General features: G+C 49.8%; 18 protein-coding genes and 1 tRNA gene. 2 read left to right on the forward strand and 17 right to left on the reverse strand.

Annotated features, from left to right (window positions below):
- Nucleotides 1–36: 36 nt before the first annotated feature.
- A tRNA-Ser gene (locus tag EDM55_RS22495) sits at nucleotides 37–129 on the reverse strand.
- A 453-nt stretch (nucleotides 130–582) separates the two neighbouring features.
- On the opposite strand from EDM55_RS22495, the gene EDM55_RS22500 reads away from it, so the two are divergent.
- Entirely contained in the window at nucleotides 583–1,023 is a 441-nt protein-coding gene (locus tag EDM55_RS22500) for a GNAT family N-acetyltransferase (protein ID WP_122961449.1), read from the forward strand.
- 58 nt (nucleotides 1,024–1,081) lie between these two features.
- Here the strand turns inward: EDM55_RS22500 and EDM55_RS22505 are convergent, their stop codons facing one another.
- The 7 genes from EDM55_RS22505 to EDM55_RS22535 form a co-directional block, all read right to left on the reverse strand.
- Entirely contained in the window at nucleotides 1,082–1,846 is a 765-nt protein-coding gene (locus EDM55_RS22505; protein ID WP_092275050.1) for a type III pantothenate kinase, read from the reverse strand.
- A gap of 11 nt (nucleotides 1,847–1,857) precedes the next feature.
- Nucleotides 1,858–2,703, reverse strand: coding sequence for a carboxylating nicotinate-nucleotide diphosphorylase (gene nadC / locus EDM55_RS22510; protein ID WP_092275047.1), 846 nt, complete (start codon nucleotides 2,701–2,703; stop codon nucleotides 1,858–1,860).
- On the reverse strand, nucleotides 2,693–4,315 hold the full coding sequence (gene nadB / locus EDM55_RS22515; RefSeq protein ID WP_092275044.1) for an L-aspartate oxidase: 1,623 nt from the start codon (nucleotides 4,313–4,315) through the stop codon (nucleotides 2,693–2,695). The genes nadC and nadB overlap by 11 nt, the downstream gene beginning before the upstream one ends.
- A gap of 234 nt (nucleotides 4,316–4,549) precedes the next feature.
- Nucleotides 4,550–4,975, reverse strand: coding sequence for a Fur family transcriptional regulator (locus EDM55_RS22520; protein WP_092275041.1), 426 nt, complete (start codon nucleotides 4,973–4,975; stop codon nucleotides 4,550–4,552).
- Nucleotides 4,976–5,017: 42 nt separating this feature from the next.
- Nucleotides 5,018–5,857, reverse strand: a complete 840-nt coding sequence (locus EDM55_RS22525; protein ID WP_092275038.1) for a metal ABC transporter permease — start codon at nucleotides 5,855–5,857, stop codon at nucleotides 5,018–5,020.
- Nucleotides 5,858–5,890: 33 nt separating this feature from the next.
- Nucleotides 5,891–6,661 (reverse strand): metal ABC transporter ATP-binding protein, encoded by a 771-nt coding sequence (locus tag EDM55_RS22530; RefSeq protein ID WP_122923819.1) that lies wholly within the window; start codon nucleotides 6,659–6,661, stop codon nucleotides 5,891–5,893.
- Between the two features lie 159 nt (nucleotides 6,662–6,820).
- Nucleotides 6,821–7,795 (reverse strand): metal ABC transporter substrate-binding protein, encoded by a 975-nt coding sequence (locus EDM55_RS22535; protein ID WP_092275033.1) that lies wholly within the window; start codon nucleotides 7,793–7,795, stop codon nucleotides 6,821–6,823.
- A gap of 210 nt (nucleotides 7,796–8,005) precedes the next feature.
- On the opposite strand from EDM55_RS22535, the gene EDM55_RS22540 reads away from it, so the two are divergent.
- Complete coding sequence (locus EDM55_RS22540; protein WP_092275031.1) at nucleotides 8,006–8,497, forward strand: PCYCGC domain-containing protein; 492 nt, start codon at nucleotides 8,006–8,008, stop codon at nucleotides 8,495–8,497.
- Nucleotides 8,498–8,632: 135 nt separating this feature from the next.
- On the opposite strand, the gene nadA is transcribed toward EDM55_RS22540, so the two are convergent.
- From nadA to EDM55_RS22585, 9 genes are all read right to left on the reverse strand, one after another.
- The gene (nadA, locus tag EDM55_RS22545) at nucleotides 8,633–9,577 is read right to left on the reverse strand and encodes a quinolinate synthase NadA (protein WP_092275028.1); all 945 of its coding nucleotides are present in this window, start codon (nucleotides 9,575–9,577) and stop codon (nucleotides 8,633–8,635) included.
- Nucleotides 9,578–9,865: 288 nt separating this feature from the next.
- Nucleotides 9,866–10,744, reverse strand: coding sequence for an HAD family hydrolase (locus EDM55_RS22550; protein WP_092275078.1), 879 nt, complete (start codon nucleotides 10,742–10,744; stop codon nucleotides 9,866–9,868).
- 99 nt (nucleotides 10,745–10,843) lie between these two features.
- Nucleotides 10,844–12,763, reverse strand: coding sequence for an ATP-dependent zinc metalloprotease FtsH (gene ftsH, locus EDM55_RS22555; protein ID WP_092275025.1), 1,920 nt, complete (start codon nucleotides 12,761–12,763; stop codon nucleotides 10,844–10,846).
- 69 nt (nucleotides 12,764–12,832) lie between these two features.
- Nucleotides 12,833–13,372, reverse strand: coding sequence for a hypoxanthine phosphoribosyltransferase (gene hpt / locus EDM55_RS22560; RefSeq protein WP_122923826.1), 540 nt, complete (start codon nucleotides 13,370–13,372; stop codon nucleotides 12,833–12,835).
- Nucleotides 13,369–14,796, reverse strand: coding sequence for a tRNA lysidine(34) synthetase TilS (tilS, locus tag EDM55_RS22565; protein WP_122961450.1), 1,428 nt, complete (start codon nucleotides 14,794–14,796; stop codon nucleotides 13,369–13,371). Before tilS ends, hpt begins: the two co-directional genes overlap by 4 nt.
- Nucleotides 14,774–15,220: a threonine/serine exporter family protein gene (locus EDM55_RS22570; protein ID WP_092275015.1), complete on the reverse strand. Its 447-nt coding sequence runs from the start codon at nucleotides 15,218–15,220 to the stop codon at nucleotides 14,774–14,776. Before EDM55_RS22570 ends, tilS begins: the two co-directional genes overlap by 23 nt.
- Nucleotides 15,221–15,224: 4 nt before the next feature.
- Nucleotides 15,225–15,974: a threonine/serine exporter family protein gene (locus EDM55_RS22575; RefSeq protein ID WP_092275012.1), complete on the reverse strand. Its 750-nt coding sequence runs from the start codon at nucleotides 15,972–15,974 to the stop codon at nucleotides 15,225–15,227.
- Between the two features lie 50 nt (nucleotides 15,975–16,024).
- Nucleotides 16,025–16,975, reverse strand: coding sequence for a serine/threonine protein kinase PrkT (gene prkT, locus EDM55_RS22580; protein ID WP_122961451.1), 951 nt, complete (start codon nucleotides 16,973–16,975; stop codon nucleotides 16,025–16,027).
- Nucleotides 16,965–17,726, reverse strand: a complete 762-nt coding sequence (locus EDM55_RS22585; RefSeq protein ID WP_122961452.1) for a VWA domain-containing protein — start codon at nucleotides 17,724–17,726, stop codon at nucleotides 16,965–16,967. Before EDM55_RS22585 ends, prkT begins: the two co-directional genes overlap by 11 nt.
- Nucleotides 17,727–17,743: the final 17 nt, after the last annotated feature.

The following is a 17,743-nucleotide window of genomic DNA, read 5'->3' on the forward strand; positions in this document are numbered from 1 at the left end:
CCGCTTCACCAACGGGCCAATATGTAAGGGTGATTATGGCGGATGGAGTGGGATTTGAACCCACGAGACGGGTCGACCCCGCCTACACGATTTCCAATCGTGCTCCTTCGGCCGCTCGGACATCCATCCATGTATGATAAAGGATCGAAGCGATCCGTGTTGTTTCCCTCACGGAATTACTATGTTACCAGATCTCTTGGTTTTTCGCAAGTACTTTTTTAATTTAGTTTAAAAAAGTTCAATCAGATAACACATCGCTGTCAGACACAATAGCCATTGTATATCGTAGAACACTCAATGTCAACGATAAACTCAATTCTTTTATCATTTTTTTGTTTTTTCATGGCGCCAAGTGGATCTGCGATTATCATAACCCTCGAAACCCGAAAATACTCTTCTCACTTCCCCTACAACTTTCAAGTTGATTTTCTATTTTATACCTCCTGATTAAAGTAAGGGAGCAGATGTAAGTTAACCGACTAGGCATCCTTTATTCCATACTTGCAGCTAGTAGCATGTTATTCTTTTCTTATGGCATCTGTTCTTTTTCTTTCTCCTAAATTAGAAAGGGGGCTTCCTTTCATGGTCCTGATCCGTCAGGCTACTTTACAAGACCTCACAAAGGTCTGCCATATCGATGCTGTTGTTCTGGGAAATACCAGCCGAGCTCAAGAACTGAGCAGTAATGTAACAGCTGGAGAATGCTTTGTTGCGTGCGAGAATGCTGAAATTATTGGTTTTATCGTGATGGATTATAGCTTTTTTAAACAGTGCTTTATCCCACTCCTGATTGTACATCCTCAGCATCAAAATCGAGGAATCGGAGCAGACCTCATCACATATGTAGAGTCGGTTTGCACAAAAGATAAACTGTTCACTTCCACTAATCTTTCCAATAGGCCCATGCAGCGCCTCTGTCAAAGGCAGGGCTTCATTCAGAGTGGAATTATTGAGAATCTCGATCCCGGAGACCCAGAAGTCATTTTTTATAAACCGCTCCAGAGGAATAGCGAAACGGACTAAAACAAGACAAAAAGCCGCATGCTCTAACATGAGCTGCGGCTTTCCCATCCCACTCAGCCTATTGATTTCGTTCGTAAATCAGCCGCAGCCCTTTTAAAGTCAAATACGGATCGACGATGTGGATGCACTCCGTCTCTGTTGCTACTAATGATGCCAGCCCACCAGTCGCAACGACTTTGGGCTGGGTTCCGTACTCGGCAATAATCCGGCGAACGATCCCCTCTACCTGCCCGACAAACCCGTAAAAAATTCCAGACTGCATCGCCGCAATCGTGTTCCGTCCAACGACACTCGCAGGCTTAGCGATCTCGATTCGTGGGAGTTTGGCAGCACGACTAACCAACGCCTCCGTGGAAATCCCGATCCCCGGAGCAATGGCACCACCCCAATACTGCCCCCGCTCATCCACATAGCAAAAAGTCGTTGCTGTCCCGAAGTCAACCACAATCGTCGGGGTACCGTAGTAGTGGATGGCGGCTACCGCATTTACAATCCGGTCTGACCCCACTTCTCGCGGATACTCGTATTTGATGTTCAATCCCGTCTTGATTCCGGGCCCGACCAGCAACGGCTTTTGACGCAAATACTTTTCACACATCCGCTCGATCGTATGGTTGGAAGGCGGCACGACAGAGGAAATGATGACCCCACTCACCTGGGAAAGGGTCAAACCTGCATGCTGGAACAGGCTTGCTACCAGCATGCCGTACTCATCTTCGGTCTTGTTCCGATCCGTAGAGACACGCCATTGCTGCCGCAGCTCGTCCCCAGCATACAGACCCATCACGATATTGGAGTTGCCGATGTCTATCACCAGTAGCATGGCAGTGCTCCTCAGCGCTTGCGCGTATTCAAATCAAGGCTGATATCAAATGCCTTGACTGAGTGCGTCAGTGCTCCTACCGATATGATATCCACGCCGGTTTTCGCAATGGAACCGATCGTATTCAGGTTCACTCCACCAGAGGCTTCGACGATCGCGCGCCCAGCAATCAGTTGAACCGCCTCCACCATTTGCTCGTTCGACATGTTATCCAGCATGATGATATCGGCCCCTGCATTCAGTGCTTCCTGGACTTGCCCCAATGATTCCGCCTCCACCTCGACCGTCATCGTATGCGGAATGGCAGCGCGTGCGGCAGCAACAGCTTGCGCAATCCCACCCGCACCTTTGATGTGATTGTCCTTGATCATCACCGCATCGTACAAAGCGAACCGATGATTGTGGCCTCCTCCGACGCGCACCGCGTATTTCTCCAGAAAACGCATGCCAGGTGTCGTCTTGCGCGTATCGACCACGCGGGCTTTAGTGCCAGCTACAGCCTGTACGTACTCATTTGTTTTTGTCGCAATGGCTGACAGGCGCTGCATCAGGTTAAGGGCCAATCGCTCTCCACTCAAAATCGAACGGACAGACCCGCTCACTTCCGCAATTTGCTGGCCGTATTCCACGCGGGTACCCTCCTCTACCTTGGCCGTAAAGGTCAGCTCTGGATCAACCGTTTCAAACACTTGCTGTGCGATCTGCAATCCGGCTACGATTCCCGCTTCCTTGGCATAAAGAATCCCGATTCCCTGCTCGCCCTCCGGAATCGTACTCATCGTTGTAATGTCACCGAAGCCCAAGTCCTCGTGCAGCCACTCTTCGATTTTTCTTTGCAGCTCTCGTTTATTCCACATCGTTTTTGCCACTCTCCTCCTGGACGCCAGCATAGATAGACTGCACCAAGTGCTTGCGCCAAATTAAGTCGTCCTTCTCAGGGAAATCGATGCGATAATGCCCGCCCCGACTTTCTTCTCTCATGAGGGCAGCCCTGGTCGTCAAGACTGCTGTATTCAATAAATTGAGGTATTCAAAATCTTCCCGTTCCATCGGGATATCCTGAAAGTCCTGCTCCATGCGCTCCAGCTCTTCCAGTGCTTTACGCAGGCCTTTTTCATCCCGTTTTACACTCACATAGCGCAGCATCAGCTTTTGCAGCTTCACTCTTTTTTCGCGTGTACCCGCAGCGTGACGCTGTCCAGGGTCTGCTACCACCCTCACAGGCAAAACATCCGGCAAATCCGGCAGCTCTTTGATCCGCTCAGAAATCCGATGGCCAAAAACAACAGCCTCTGACAAAGAATTGCTCGCCAGGCGGTTGGCACCGTGAACCCCTGTGCTCGATGCTTCCCCGCACGCAAATAATCGTTTGGTAGAAGTCTCGCCATGCAAGTCCGTTTGCACACCACCCATCATATAATGGCAGGCAGGCGCTACCGGAATCCAGTCTGTTACCATATCTAAACCATATTGCAGGCAAAATTGATAAATCGTCGGGAAACGATGGCGAATCAATTCCGCTGATTCATGTGTAATATCTAGAAAAACGTTCGTTGCATTCGCTTTTTCCATCTCGGAGACGATCGCCCTAGCCACCACATCACGGGGGGCAAGCTCCTTTTGCGGATGGTACTTGTCCATGAAACGCTCGCCATTGCTATTGCGCAGCACCGCTCCTTCACCTCGAACAGCTTCGGAGATGAGGAAACGTGGTGCGCCTGGATAGTAAAGGGCCGTTGGGTGAAACTGAATGAACTCTACGTCCCTGATGCGAGCACCTGCCCGATAAGCGATCCCGATTCCATCTGCGGTCGCAATTTCCGGATTTGTCGTATAACGATACAGCTGCCCGGCGCCACCTGTCGCGAGTACCGTCGCATCTGCTTCCAGGAAAAATAGCTCGCCGTTTGGCTCCCGCACGATCACACCTACGCACTCGTCATTCTGTGTCACGACATCGATAGCAAAATGATGCTCGAGTACCGTAATGTTCGGCTGTTCCATGACTCGCGCAGATAAAGCACGAACGATTTCCGCTCCAGTCGCATCTCCATTTGCATGCAGGATTCGCCGTTTACTGTGTGCCCCCTCTTGGGTAAGCTCGTAGTGTCCCTGCTCGTCCCGATCAAACTCGGTACCGTAGGCGATCAGCTCTTGCAGCCGATCCGGTCCCTCATGCACCAGCACGTCCACCGCGTCGTATGAGCAGAGTCCTGCACCTGCGATCAGCGTATCCTGGCGATGCAGCGCTGGCGTGTCTGTTTTGGCTGTCACCGCAGCGATCCCACCCTGCGCCCAGCGAGTATTGCTATCGTCCAATTCCTTTTTACTGATCAATACCACATCTGCATACTCGCTCGTTTGCAAGGCTGTATACAAACCAGCGATCCCTGCTCCAATGATAGCCACTTTCGTTTTCCTTCGCGGCAAAGCGTGCAAATCAAAGTCGACGATATAGCGGGGAATCATCTCGTGTCCCTTCTCTCCTCTTGATAGGTTAAGCAATGGAAAAACCGATGATTTCCAACTCATTATAGCAAATCTTTCGGGTTTATCGACCATGTTAGAAAACTTGGCTCGCAAGCCTTTTGCATCCAAAAGGTACTTGGCACTTATACTGGATAAGGATCTCATCAATCCTTCCTGTACAAAAAAGAGCACCTCCCTCATCGGTAGATGCTCTTCTCTGTTTCTTACAAAGGTTTAGTTAGTGTGCGCTACGCAATCCTTACATGTTCCGTACACTTCAAACTTGTGGCCAGTGACCTGAAAATCATCAGGTACAGCTGACATGATATTCATCGGACAGCCGGGTAACGAAGAGGTTTTTCCACATTCCGTACAAATGACGTGATGGTGGTGATGTCCATCTGTCGAACATGCCAAACGGAATTTACCCTCCCCGTCGAGCTCGGTTTCCTCGAGAATCCCCAATTCCACAAAAGTGGAGATATTGCGATAAACGGTATCAAAGCTGAGCGAAGGATACAGCTCTTTGATTCGCTCCATAATATCTTTGGCAGACAGGTATCGCTTCTCCGCCGCGCAGATGCGAATCATCTCCTCCCGCTTGCCGGTATACTTGAATCCATGATCTTTTAAGATCTGCAGCGCTTCTTCTACTTTCATCGACAAACTCTCCTTCCTTTTGTCTTTACTGGGTTGGTTGATCTATCGCATGAGAACTCGCAGTTTTTTTACACCTAAGACGACCAGCAAAATCAATACAGCCATCAACACAATTGTACCACCAGATGCCCAATCTAACAGGTAGGCAAAATACAATCCGGCCAGCACAGATATTTCCGCAAACAGGATCGAAAAGAAAATCGTCTGGCGGAAGCTTCGAGCGATCTGCAGACTAGTGGCAACCGGAAGTGTGATCAAGGCCGAGATCAGCAGGACACCGACAATGCGCATAGAAGCCGCAATCGTCAACGCCACGAGTACCATAAACCACAGGTTGATTGCTCGGCGCGCTACACCCGATACACGGGCAAACTCTTCGTCAAAGGAGACCGCGAACAGCTCTTTGTAGATGAGAAACACGGTTCCCAGTACAACAACCGCTACACCGACGAGTGCGTACAAGTCCTCGATCGATACCGTCACGATCTTACCGAATAAGTATGAGTACAAATCCGTATTAAAGCCGTCGGCGACACTGATCAGAACCGTAAACAGGCCCAAGCCAGTGGACAGGATAATCGGAATGGCCAGGTCTTGATACGCTTTATACACCTTGCGCAGCCGCTCAATAAACAAAGAACCAATCACCGCAAACAGCATCCCGAAAAACAACGGATTTACGGCAGAGAAAAATGCGATTTTCTTGGAAACCAGCATCCCTGCCGCCACACCCGAAAGTGTTACGTGCGAAAGACCATCTGCCATCATCGACAAACGACGTACAATCAAAAAAGTCCCGAGGATGGGACAAATCAGTCCAATCAAAATCCCTGAGAACAGGGTATACCTCAAAAAATCATACTGCCACCAATCAGCAAGCATGTTCATGCTCCTTCTTTTCCATGTTATATACAATCAATGGTGATGAGACAGCAGTTTTACTGAATCACCGTACATTTGCGTCAGGATTTGTTCGTGATTGTGAGCGAACTCGTGCGCCGTTCCATGGAAATGGATTTTCTTTTGAACACAGGCTACCTTGTTTACCCACTGCGTCATGACACCTACATCGTGGCTGACAATCATCATGGTCAGCCCATTTTCTTCTTTCAGGGAGCGCAACAAGCTGTAGAACTGTTCAATCGACTCCTGATCCACCCCGACAGTTGGTTCGTCCAAAATGAGCAGCTCCGGCTCCGCAACCAGTGCACGGGCAATAAATACACGCTGCAGCTGACCGCCCGACAAGCTGCCAATCCTCTGATCGAGCTTGGCTGTCAATCCCACACGCTCCACCGCATCCCGGACCTTTTCGTGATGGTGAGCTTTCAATCGGCGAAAAAGTCCAACCTTGGCAACCAGCCCGGATGCGACCACTTCCCGCACCGTTGCAGGAAAACCACCAGCACCATGAGCGACCTGCTGGGCAACGTATCCGATTCGGCTCCAATCCCGAAACTTCGAGAGCGGCTGCCCGAACAGCTCGACTGTGCCTTTGGTCGGCGACAGAAGCCCGAGAATGAGCTTCATCAGCGTGGATTTACCTGAGCCGTTGGGACCAACAATCCCGACAAAGTCACCGCGCTCCAAAGTAAACGCCACCTGGTCGAGAACTAGTTTTTCTTCATATTGAAAGGAAACGTCCGTGAGCTTTACCACAGCTTCTCCTTTGGTTATGCGTTCCATGAATCAATCATTCCTCAAATCGGATTTGTTCTGATTTAATCCCCTTCATCCTACTACGATTTTGCGAGGACGACAAGGGCTAAGGTGCAAAATATAAAAAGCAACATCTTCTATAAGCAAAGATGCCACCCGAAAGAGCGACACCTTCATTATTCCCATTTATTTTAACGCTGCGCGCAGCGTCTCGATATTTTCACGCATGATGGACATGTAATCACGGCCTGCTTTGACATCCTCTTCCGTCAAACCTTCCAGCGGATTCAGTGTCGCCGTCTGCACACCTGCCTCCCTGGCAATCACCTCAGCGACTTTTGGAGACACGAGTGTTTCAAACAAAACGTACGAAATTTGATGTTCTTTCACATGTTCCACCAATTCTTTCAGCTGCGATGGCGATGGCTCGTCAGCTGGATTCACTCCGGAAATAGCCACTTGTTCCAAGCCATAGCGGTTCGCCAGATAGCCGAATGCGCTGTGAGAGACCATGAATTCCTTTTTGGAGGACTGCGCTACCATGTCCTTGAATTCTTTATCCAACTGATCCAGATCTGCAGACAGCTGCTGGAAGTTCTTCTCGTAGTCGGCAGCATGGGCCTGATCCTTTTTCACCAGAGCATCCTTCACCTTCGCAGCTTGCTCTTTCAGTTTACTAGGGTCCAGCCATACGTGCGGATCTTTGTCCCCATGATCATGACCTTCCTCTTCGGTCGCTGCCTCTCCCTCGTGCTCGTGGTCATGCTCCTCTTCCACCGCATGCAGCAGATCCATTCCTTCTGTCGCATTAACAATGGTCGTTTTATTTTTATCCATACTTTCCACTGCCTTGTCTACCCACAGCTCCAGACCACTGCCGTTAAAGGCAAAGATGTCTGCCCCTGACAATGCCACCATATCTTTGGCTGTAGGCTCGTAATCATGCGGCTCTACCCCCGGCGGAATCAAGTTAGTGACTTCGATATGATCGCCACCAATCCGTTCGGCAGCGTATTCCAGCGGATAAATTGTCGTGTATACTTTTGGCTTAGCAGCCGCACTACCCTCTGCTGCTGGAGTGCTTGCTGTTTCCTTGCTTCCGCAGCCAGCGATCCCCACAGCTGTTACGATGCTCAATAAAGCCAACAGGCTCTTCTTCATTTTTCTAGTCATCTCCTCTAGTAATTCATAATCATTCCGATTTACTTGCTTCCCGTTTTTCATTATACGGACAGTCAACCAGAATGTAAATAGGATTTATTACGATTTAATAGGCATATTTAAACATCTATCCCCATACAGCTTCCTCCCGTGTGAATTTGCGCTGGGAAAATCTTATACGGTAAAATAGGCGGGAGGAGGTTTGTCCAGATGAAACGGAAATCATGGTTAACCATTAGCGTCATGACGGTAGCCCTGTTAACTGGCTGTGGTTCTAACGATCAAGCCGGTCAAGAGCATGCCAGCCATTCCCAACACGCACCAAACGGCGATCTGCAGGAAATGACCGCTTCCGCAGACCAATTGCCGAAATTTCTCGACAATCAGGACCCTGTCATCGTGGAGTCCTACAAAGTGGCGGCTGCCAATCGCGAACTGTTAAAATCCATCCCTTGCTATTGCGGCTGCGGCGAGAGTGCCGGTCATCAGCATAATGGCAACTGCTTTATTAAAGAAGAAAAATCTGACGGTTCCATCGTATGGGATGATCACGGAACTCGCTGCGGCGTTTGTATGGAGATCGCCGTTATTTCCTCCAAGCTGAAGGAAGCCGGGAAAACGACAAAGGAAATTCGCGACTACATCGACAATACTTATAAAGAAGGGTACGGAAAGCCAACTCCGACTCCCATGCCTTCGTAAGAAATGGAAGACTACTGTGAAAATGGCAAAGCCCAGAACCATGAGTTCCGGGCTTTTTAGCGTTTGGCGGATCGTGGCCTTTCCCATAAAAAAACTGCGCCTGCCGGAGCAAACGCAGCTTGTGCTATCCTCTTATCAGCCTGGAGCTACTTCCAGCATTCTTTCCAGCGATGCACGTGCAGCATCAGCCACATCCTGTGGTACAAAAATCTCCGGCTTCATGTTCTCCAGAGCTTCTACGCACTTTTTCAGGTTGTTTACTTTCATGTTTGGACAAACCAGATATTTGGAGGCAAAAATGAAGGTTTTTTCCGGACTGTCTTTTTCCAGCATGTAGCGCGTACCGTCTTCGGTTCCGATAATGAATTCCTTGTGGGAGGACTCGCGGCAATATTTCAAAATGCCGGTCGTAGAACCCACATAATCCGCCAACGAAACCACTTCTGGACGGCACTCCGGGTGGACGACAACGACTGCTTCCGGATGCTGCTGCTTCAATGTCATGATATCCTCGACAGACAGCTGGTCATGCGTATTGCAGTACCCTTCCCATATGATCATTTTTTTGTCGGTAAACTGGGATACATAGTGGCCCAAGTTCTTATCCGGCACCCAAATGATCTCGTCCGTGTCGAGTGATTCAATAACCTTCTTGGCATTGGACGATGTACAGCAGATGTAGGTTTCTGCTTTTACGTCAGCGGATGTATTAATGTAGGCGACAACCTTTGCGTTTGGATGCTGCGCTTTCAGCTTGCGCAAGCCGTCTACATTCACCATATCCGCCATCGGACAGCCTGCTCGTTCATCGGGAATAATAACCGTCTTTTGGGGATTGAGAATTTTTGCACTTTCTCCCATGAAGTGAACACCACAGAACAAAATCACGTCTGCATCCGTTTCTTTGGCCTTTTGAGCGAGTCCAAAAGAATCCCCGATAAAATCTGCTACTTCTTGAATTTCCGGCCGTTGATAAAAATGTGCCAAGATAATAGCATTACGCTCTTTCTTCAACTGCATCAATCGTTCACGTAACTCAGCGTTGCGCTGGGCTTTTTTTTCTAACGCTAAAGCGTCCATGGAAAAAATCCCCCTACGTAGGTGTCATAATTAGGGTCATTGTAAGCTGATTGCTTGATCTTGTCAATGTAAGCGTTGTTATAAATGGATATGAGCCTTATCTCCAAAAGATCCCATGATTTCGTAACGACTCTGTAGATCCAATAATTCTTTTTGCCTCATACGCATTCCCTCCCCCTGCCCAGTCACTGCGCTCATTATAATTGATATCAATTCTCAACAATAGAAAAAAAACCGTTCGCGTCCGAACGGTTTCTTCTCGTGCAAGCTATACACAGTTTTTGTCCCTTATCGTGAAGGCGTCTCACCCAGGACATGCTTCCAAATAAACTGGGCCACGCCATCCTCATTGTGATGTGGTGCAACAAATTTGGCGATCTCCTTGATTTTGGACGAGGCATTCTCCATCGCCACCGAGTAGCCAGCCTCGGTCAGCGCCTCCCGATCATTTTCCGCATCGCCAAAAGCCATCACTTTCTCTGGCGCTATCCCCCACAGCTGGCAAAAATGCCGTAGTCCTTCCCATTTGGAAACGCCGTGTGAATTGATCTCTATGTTGGTACTTCCGGATGAAGTAATGGAAATCTGACTTTTCCAGGGAGCAAACTGATCGGCGATCCACTTCAAGCGCTCCGCATCGCTTTCCCAAATGAAAAACTTCACGATCTCAGCTTCACCCGTCTCAATATTTTTCAGCATTTCTTCCAGAGGAACCACTTTTGCAAGCCTATACAAGGCAAACCGCCGCATAGAAACTCCCTCTAACGAAGTGCCCTGCTCGATAATTGGTTCCAGACGATCCCGATCCTCCTGCACCATCCAGCGATTGCTGTTTGTATCGTGCATTTCGTAGTAAACCGGCTCCGAATCTTGTCTGAGTGCATGGATTGCTCCGATGACCATCTCTTTTGCTAAGGAATAGCGGCGGATCAGCGTTCCATCCTTTTCGTAAAGGGCAGCCCCATTGCTGCAAACATAACCGTCGAAGGGAAACGAATCAATCGGAATCTGTGCGGAACCAAACATTCTTCCTGTCGATAGCACCAGCTTGCAGCCTGTTTCCTGCAGCTTGAACAGTGCTTCTCTGTTTCCCTTGGACATTTGTGATGCCTCATTCAACAATGTACCATCCATATCAAATGCTGCCATCCCCGGTGTAAGTAGCATCATTTCTCCCCCTCCACTGATTCGGTTGATCATGCTTCTTTATGCTGAGCAAAGTGCCGCTTTCCCTTTTATGACGAAAAGAGGCACCTGAGGCGCCTCTTATTGTTTCGGTTCTTCGTTTGTTTCGTCTTGTTTTGGTTGAATGTTCACGACCACATCACTATTTGTCAGTGGATCGTTTTCCATTCTACCTGTCTCAATCAGCTGTCTGATTTGATCCGCATCGAGAGTCTCGACACGCAGCAAAGTGTTCGCAATCAGATCGAGCTGGTCACGGTGCTTGGTCAACAAGTCCGTACATTTTGCGTAGCATTCGTTGATGATGTTTTGCATTTCCTGATCGATCTCGTAAGCAATCTGATCAGAGTAGTTGCGCTCGCTGCCATAATCACGACCCAGGAATACTTGGCCTTGGCTCTTACCGAACTGCATAGGACCCAATTTGCTCATCCCGTATTCCGTAATCATGCTGCGAGCAATGGCTGTTGCACGTTGGAAGTCATTGTGTGCACCGGTACTGATATCGCCGAGCACCAATTCTTCTGCGACACGTCCACCCAAAAGTCCGACGATCTTGTCGAGCAAGTCTGTCTTGGTGGCAAAGAAACGGTCTTCTTTTGGCAGCATGACCGTGTATCCGCCAGCCTGACCACGTGGGATGATCGTAACCTTATGTACCATTTCGGCATTTCTCAAATGATAGCCGATGATTGTATGACCAGCTTCGTGGAAAGCAACCAGACGTCTTTCGTCTTCGCTGACAACACGGGACTTTTTCGCCGGACCAGCAATGACGCGGTCGATGGCTTCGTCCACTTCCACCATGTTGATTTGCTTTTTGTTTTTACGGGCAGTGAGAAGGGCTGCTTCATTCAGCAGGTTCTCCAGATCCGCACCGGTGAAGCCCGATGTACCACGAGCAATCACATCCAGTTTGACGTCCTCACCCAGCGGCTTGTTGCGAGCATGTACTTTGAGTACAGCTTCGCGGCCTTTGATGTCAGGGCGATCCACTGTAATTTGACGGTCAAAGCGTCCCGGACGAAGCAATGCCGGGTCGAGAATGTCTGGTCGGTTGGTCGCAGCCACCATGATGATGCCTTCGTTTCCACCGAAGCCGTCCATTTCTACGAGCAACTGGTTGAGAGTTTGCTCGCGCTCGTCGTGGCCGCCGCCGAGTCCAGCTCCGCGTTGACGACCTACAGCGTCAATCTCATCAATAAAGATAATGCAAGGCGCATTTTTCTTAGCATTTTCAAACAAGTCACGCACGCGGGATGCACCGACCCCGACGAACATCTCTACGAAGTCAGAACCAGAGATGCTGAAGAACGGAACGCCAGCCTCACCTGCAACTGCACGAGCAAGCAAGGTTTTACCTGTACCCGGAGGACCTACGAGCAGTACGCCTTTCGGAATGCGGGCACCAACAGCATTAAATTTGCGCGGGTCTTTCAGGAATTCTACAACTTCCTCCAGCTCCGCTTTCTCTTCGTCTGCACCAGCTACGTCGTCAAACGTAACGCGCTTCTTCTCTTCGTTGTACAGCTTGGCACGGCTTTTCCCGAAGTTCATGACTCGGCTGCCGCCACCTTGCGCATTGTTCAGAAGGAAGAAAAACAAGATGAAGATGATCACAAATGGAATGATCGAGGTCAAGAACGTGAGCCAGATGCTGTTGCCCTCCGCCGGATGCACCTCTACCTTTTTCACTTTTTGTTCATCAATCTTCTGCTCTACCAAAGAGATAATGTTGGAATCATACAGTGGAACGTTGGTGAAGAATTTGTTGCTTTCCTGTCCCGGAATTGCTTTAGCCAATGTACCATCCACTCTGTATGTACCATTCTCAGGGCGAATAGCCATCTCTGTGATGTTATCGGCTTGCAACTGTACCCGGAAATCCTGATATGTAAGTTTCCCAACCTTATCAGTACCGGAGAGGATGAAATTCACGATCCCGACCGTGACAAGAAAAATCAGTAGGTAGAACCCGGTATTACGAAAAAAGCGATTCATTCCTTACCTCCTCTCACGAACAGACACTTTTGACATTTTATCATATTAAGCAGGGTCTCCACAACAAACCTACTTTGTGTAGACCTCAGGCTTCAATACCCCAATGTACGGCAGATTACGGTAGTGCTCCGCATAGTCCAGTCCAAATCCGACAACGAATTCGTCCGGAATGTCAAAGCCGCTGTAATCCGGTGAAATGTCCACCTTGCGACGTTCTGGTTTGTTAAGCAGCGTTACTACTTTGACAGAAGCTGCTTCGCGATGGCGCAAAAGCTCTACTAGTCGGCTTAGTGTCAGTCCGCTGTCCATAATATCTTCAACAACCAGGACGTGACGGTTTTGCACCGAGGAATCGAGGTCCTTCAGGATTTTCACCATGCCCGTGGACTCTGTGCCGCTTCCGTAGCTGGAGACAGCCATGAAATCCATTTCGCATGGAATATCCATATGACGAATCAAATCCGCCATGAAAACAACGGCTCCTTTTAGCACGCAGATCACCAAAGGGTTTTTATCCCGGTATTCTGCAGCCAAAGTCTTGCCCAATTCCTGTATTTTGCCTGCAATTTCGCTCTCAGATAGCAAAATCTTCTCGATGTCTTGATTCATGAAAAAACCTCCCGCCAATCTTCTCCAAACTCTACTCGCACATGTAGGAAACGCTTCGTTCGTTCATCTACAGGCGCTGCGGCGGAACGGCGTACACCCGGTACCAAAACCACTTCATCTCCCGCGATCAAAAGCGGCAGCCGATCTCTCCAGGCTCTCGGAACTTTTGTATCAATCAACAATTCCTTCAGCTTCTTTTCAGAGCCTGAGCCAAATAAAGCGAGACGGTCACCTGGTCTTCGATTGCGCAAAAACAGCGGCCCTGGCAAACGATCGGCATCAAAAACCGCTTCGTTCTCCGGCAGTCGCTCCCAATCCGTAAGGCGTTCCAGATAATTCGTATGTACCCAAACCTCACTCTCTGCGATCCACACCTTTCCTGGAACAGGGAGCTCATAACAATACATATGTATGCGTTCTTCTCGTCCTTTTGGACAAAAATGAATTCGACCGTACACCCGGCTCACGACCAGCTGTCCAGGCAAATGCAGTTCAGCAGAAGGACGGCTACCACCTGACATGTGCAACACTGCCTCGACATGCTGAGAAGACCACTCAGTTTGTTTAGAGACATAATCTAATATTAGAGTAATCATTCTCCTTTGTAAAGCAACGTCACAGTTTTGAAACGGTTCATTGTCAATCACAATCTCGTCTGGTTTTCGTACGATCAGGACCTTTTCCAGTTGCTCAATCGCGAGTCTCTCCAAAAACGTATGGTCTTGGTGGATCGCCTCTGCCGCCTCGAGAATATGTTCCCGATAACGCTCATTGACCTCGGCCAGCAGCGGCATGACTTCAAGCCGCAGCAGATTTCGTTTGTACTTGCGGGAGCGGTTGCTGCTGTCCTCACGTGGATTCAGCCCGTTCTCCTCACAGTAGCTCTCCAGTTCCTTGCGAGTCACATGCAAAAGAGGGCGTACCAGCTCGATGCTTCCCTCTTCCAACCAGCGCCTTTTCGGCATTCCGGACAAACCCTGCATTCTCGTCCCCCGCACAAACCGGAACAAAATCGTCTCAACCTGATCATCGGCATGATGAGCGAGTACCAGTTTGGTCGCTCCTTGCTCTTTTGCCACTTGCCGGTAAAAGCCGTAACGAATTTCTCTGCTGGCCTCTTGTCCCCCCATCCCTGTCTGCTCCATGTAGGCGGGCACGTCGAATTCAAACAAGTGGAACGTGACGCCAAGCTTCCCGCAAAGCTCCTGGGCGTAAGCAGCGTCCAGCCGTGCCTCTTCCCCGCGAAAACAGTGGTTCAGATGAACAGCGTGAAGCTTCCACCCGTAGTGATAGTTTTTATTGAGAGCCGCCAAGATATGCAAGAGAGCGGAGGAATCATTCCCTCCCGAAACACCCACGACGAGGGTCTCCCCAGGCAGCAGGAGCTTCTCTCGCAAAATTTCACTGTGCACGCTTGCCAGCATAACGGGCTCCTTTCACGATAGTGACCACGGAAATTCCAAAAATCAGCCCGGAAGCAATAGCCCCCGCTACCATTAAAGTCTTCGTAGCCAACGTTATGCCTTCTACGTAGTCGTTATTCACAAACGCAAGCATGGACTTGTACGCTAAAGACCCTGGAACCAATGGAATAATGCCGGCGACGCTGAAATTAGTAGAAGGCACGCGCAAAAATATCGACATCACTTGGCTGAGCAAGGAAACAATCGCGGCAGATACGAAGGTCGACAGCAGAACTTCCGCATTTAGGAGCGGCAAGAACGAATAGACGAGAAACCCGACCATGCCGGCGATGCCTCCAGCCAAAATCGTCCGAACAGGCACATTGAACAATACACACCAAGCCATGGATGAAATGAAGCTGAGCGCCAATCCTTTCAACAACATCTGATCACCTCATAAACCAGAGAATAATTGCTGTAGCCACGGCAACAGAAATAGCGGTCAGCATGGCCTCTACTCCGCGTGAAACACCTGCCACCAAATCGCCCGCCATCAAATCACGCAGCGAGTTGGTAATCGCGATCCCCGGAAACATCGGCAGCATCGCCCCAATAATGATGATGCTAATGTGCAGCTCAGGGAAGACAGTCACAGCCAACAAGGCAAACAAGCCACCTAGTAAAGCTGCCGAAAACTCGGTAAAAAATTTCATTCGAACAAACTGTTCCAAATATTCCAGGCTGAGATTGACCGTCAACCCAGCCAGGGCTGACGGAGCGAGATCGTACCAGGTGCCTCCCGCGAGCATGGCAAAAGAGCCGCTGGCAGTAGCGGCCGCCAAATGCTGCATCCACTTCGGGTACAGCGGTTTCTTTTGATCAATCTCACACAATGTCAAATACGCCTGCTCCAAGGTTATGCCTCCACTCACAAAGCGACGGGAAACATCGTTGACCAGCGTAATCTTGTTCAGGTTGGTTGTCCGGGACGGCGTACGTACCATGCGCGTATGGTCCAGACCTTTGCATCGAAAGGAGAGAATAATACTCGTCGGAGTCGCAGAGCTGTTGACGTCATCCATCCCTGCTGCTTGCGCAATCCGCGCCATCGTCTCTTCCGTACGGTAGGTCTCTCCCCCGTTTTTCAAAATAATCGCGCCTGCCAAAAGACAGGTATCCATCACCAAATCTGAGGACAAGACCGTCACATCCTTATCTAAACCTCTATATTGCCTTGTTCCTGCAAATCTCACATGAACCAAGCGTAATAAAGTGTGCCAGCCAAAAGCAACAAGGACGCGACAAACAGTCCGCTAATCCCCATTCCTCCTGCCCCAGATGTCCGCTTTTGCTTCTGTATGTGCTTCTGCTTTTGCGGGGCGGCAACTGTGAGATCTTTTAAAATCTCCAGCATCTCTGCTCTCATTTCCCCTGCTGTCGAGTACTTCCCGTGAAAGGCTTTCAGGAGTGGCACTCGATAGGGGTACAGGCCGTCACTTTTCCGTATTATATCACAGAGCCATACCGTATGCCGCGTTTCACTGTGACTGCTTTGCCACGTTTGCGGATCGACAGCGAGGCGCACCATCATGACTGCCGCAGAAAACAAATCGTAGCTGATTTCCGCCTTTCTGTCTCCCGCATGCCAGTATGCCCGGTCGTACTCCTCGGTGAACTGCCGAACCGCGTTTCCCTGCTTGGTCACTCCCCCAAAATCAATGAGCCGGACCTGCTTGCTCGATTTCGTCACCATCACATTCTCCGGCTTCAGATCTCCAAACACCCAACCGTGCTTGTGCAAAACATGGAGACGAGCCAACAGCTGGACCATCATCACAGCGACCCAGTCCACTCCGGATTGCCTGATATATCGGTCCAGCTGCTCCCCCTCCAAGTATTCCATCGCGTAAAACGTGCATGGCTTGCCATCAATCACCAGATCGTCCACATCACACAGGAGCGGTCCCACTTGGGAATCCCGCCCCTGCTGCACGCTTTTCAGCACATTGACTTCCATTAAAATATCCATACCTTCTGCCCCGACCTTGACCGCCCGTTTGACGCCGCCCTGGGTAGTCAAATAAACGGCGCCGTTCGCTCCACGCCCCAACTCCCTTAAGACGTGGTACGATTTTTTATTCCATTTGCCCTGAAACTGGCGCGGCAAGCTGGGAATGCGGGGCGATTGATTAAAAGACATGGTCACGCAGGCTTCCATCTTCGTTATCGTCGGACTCCATGTCGGCATATCGCTCGGATAGAGCGCGCGGGAGCTTCACATGCTCGAACAAGGCGATCGCCTCTACAATAGCCGGTCCAGTAGGCGTAATCCCGCTCATCGCCAGATCACTGCTGATCTGATGAGCCTGTTCTACCTTTTCCGTCCATGGAATGCGCACATCCAGGTACTTTTGTTTCCCAGGAAATGAACAAACGGCCATCCGACTCTGACCACTGCGTGAGTGCAAGCTGATACTGAAGTCATGTATGGCCTGCTGGACCGCAGACAGCTTTGGCTTCATGCTCCCCGATGTATCCACCAGCATGACGACATTCAGGCTGCTTTTCTCTCCCAACTCGTCCACCATGCCGGCTACCTGCACTCGTTTTTGAGGCTCCAGCTCTTCTATACCCGAATCGCCCAAAATCTCTTTCAATTCTTTATTGACTACTTGGTGAATCGTACGCGTCATCGCTTTGCGCGTGAGCATTTGCACGGTTTGTGCCAGTTGCTGCGGGTAGACAATATCGCAAAGGCCACCTCCTGCTTCTGCAATCTCGCGGATCTCCATCTCGCCCTTTTCACCCAGTTCGCTTTTTTCAATCACACCGATCACGTTCACCGTAATCCCTTGTTCTCTCGCAAGAGCTGCTGCTGCCACCGGGCTCATCCCGGTATTCGAGCATCCGTCGGTGACAACCAAAATTTGCCGAAGTGTCGCTTCTTTCACAAATTATCTCCCCATTC

Source organism: Brevibacillus centrosporus (assembly GCF_003710815.1).
GTDB lineage: Bacteria > Bacillota > Bacilli > Brevibacillales > Brevibacillaceae > Brevibacillus > Brevibacillus centrosporus.

Bases quoted from the DNA above. Each gene is read 5' to 3' on its own strand.
- EDM55_RS22500 (WP_122961449.1), top strand. From the start codon at position 583: ATGGTCCTGATCCGTCAGGCTACTTTACAAGACCTCACAAAGGTCTGC.
- EDM55_RS22505 (WP_092275050.1), bottom strand. From the start codon at position 1,846: ATGCTACTGGTGATAGACATCGGCAACTCCAATATCGTGATGGGTCTG.
- nadC (WP_092275047.1), bottom strand. From the start codon at position 2,703: ATGTGGAATAAACGAGAGCTGCAAAGAAAAATCGAAGAGTGGCTGCAC.
- nadB (WP_092275044.1), bottom strand. From the start codon at position 4,315: ATGATTCCCCGCTATATCGTCGACTTTGATTTGCACGCTTTGCCGCGA.
- EDM55_RS22520 (WP_092275041.1), bottom strand. From the start codon at position 4,975: ATGAAAGTAGAAGAAGCGCTGCAGATCTTAAAAGATCATGGATTCAAG.
- EDM55_RS22525 (WP_092275038.1), bottom strand. From the start codon at position 5,857: ATGCTTGCTGATTGGTGGCAGTATGATTTTTTGAGGTATACCCTGTTC.
- EDM55_RS22530 (WP_122923819.1), bottom strand. From the start codon at position 6,661: ATGGAACGCATAACCAAAGGAGAAGCTGTGGTAAAGCTCACGGACGTT.
- EDM55_RS22535 (WP_092275033.1), bottom strand. From the start codon at position 7,795: ATGAAGAAGAGCCTGTTGGCTTTATTGAGCATCGTAACAGCTGTGGGG.
- EDM55_RS22540 (WP_092275031.1), top strand. From the start codon at position 8,006: ATGAAACGGAAATCATGGTTAACCATTAGCGTCATGACGGTAGCCCTG.
- nadA (WP_092275028.1), bottom strand. From the start codon at position 9,577: ATGGACGCTTTAGCGTTAGAAAAAAAAGCCCAGCGCAACGCTGAGTTA.
- EDM55_RS22550 (WP_092275078.1), bottom strand. From the start codon at position 10,744: ATGCTACTTACACCGGGGATGGCAGCATTTGATATGGATGGTACATTG.
- ftsH (WP_092275025.1), bottom strand. From the start codon at position 12,763: ATGAATCGCTTTTTTCGTAATACCGGGTTCTACCTACTGATTTTTCTT.
- hpt (WP_122923826.1), bottom strand. From the start codon at position 13,372: ATGAATCAAGACATCGAGAAGATTTTGCTATCTGAGAGCGAAATTGCA.
- tilS (WP_122961450.1), bottom strand. From the start codon at position 14,796: ATGCTGGCAAGCGTGCACAGTGAAATTTTGCGAGAGAAGCTCCTGCTG.
- EDM55_RS22570 (WP_092275015.1), bottom strand. From the start codon at position 15,220: ATGTTGTTGAAAGGATTGGCGCTCAGCTTCATTTCATCCATGGCTTGG.
- prkT (WP_122961451.1), bottom strand. From the start codon at position 16,975: ATGTCTTTTAATCAATCGCCCCGCATTCCCAGCTTGCCGCGCCAGTTT.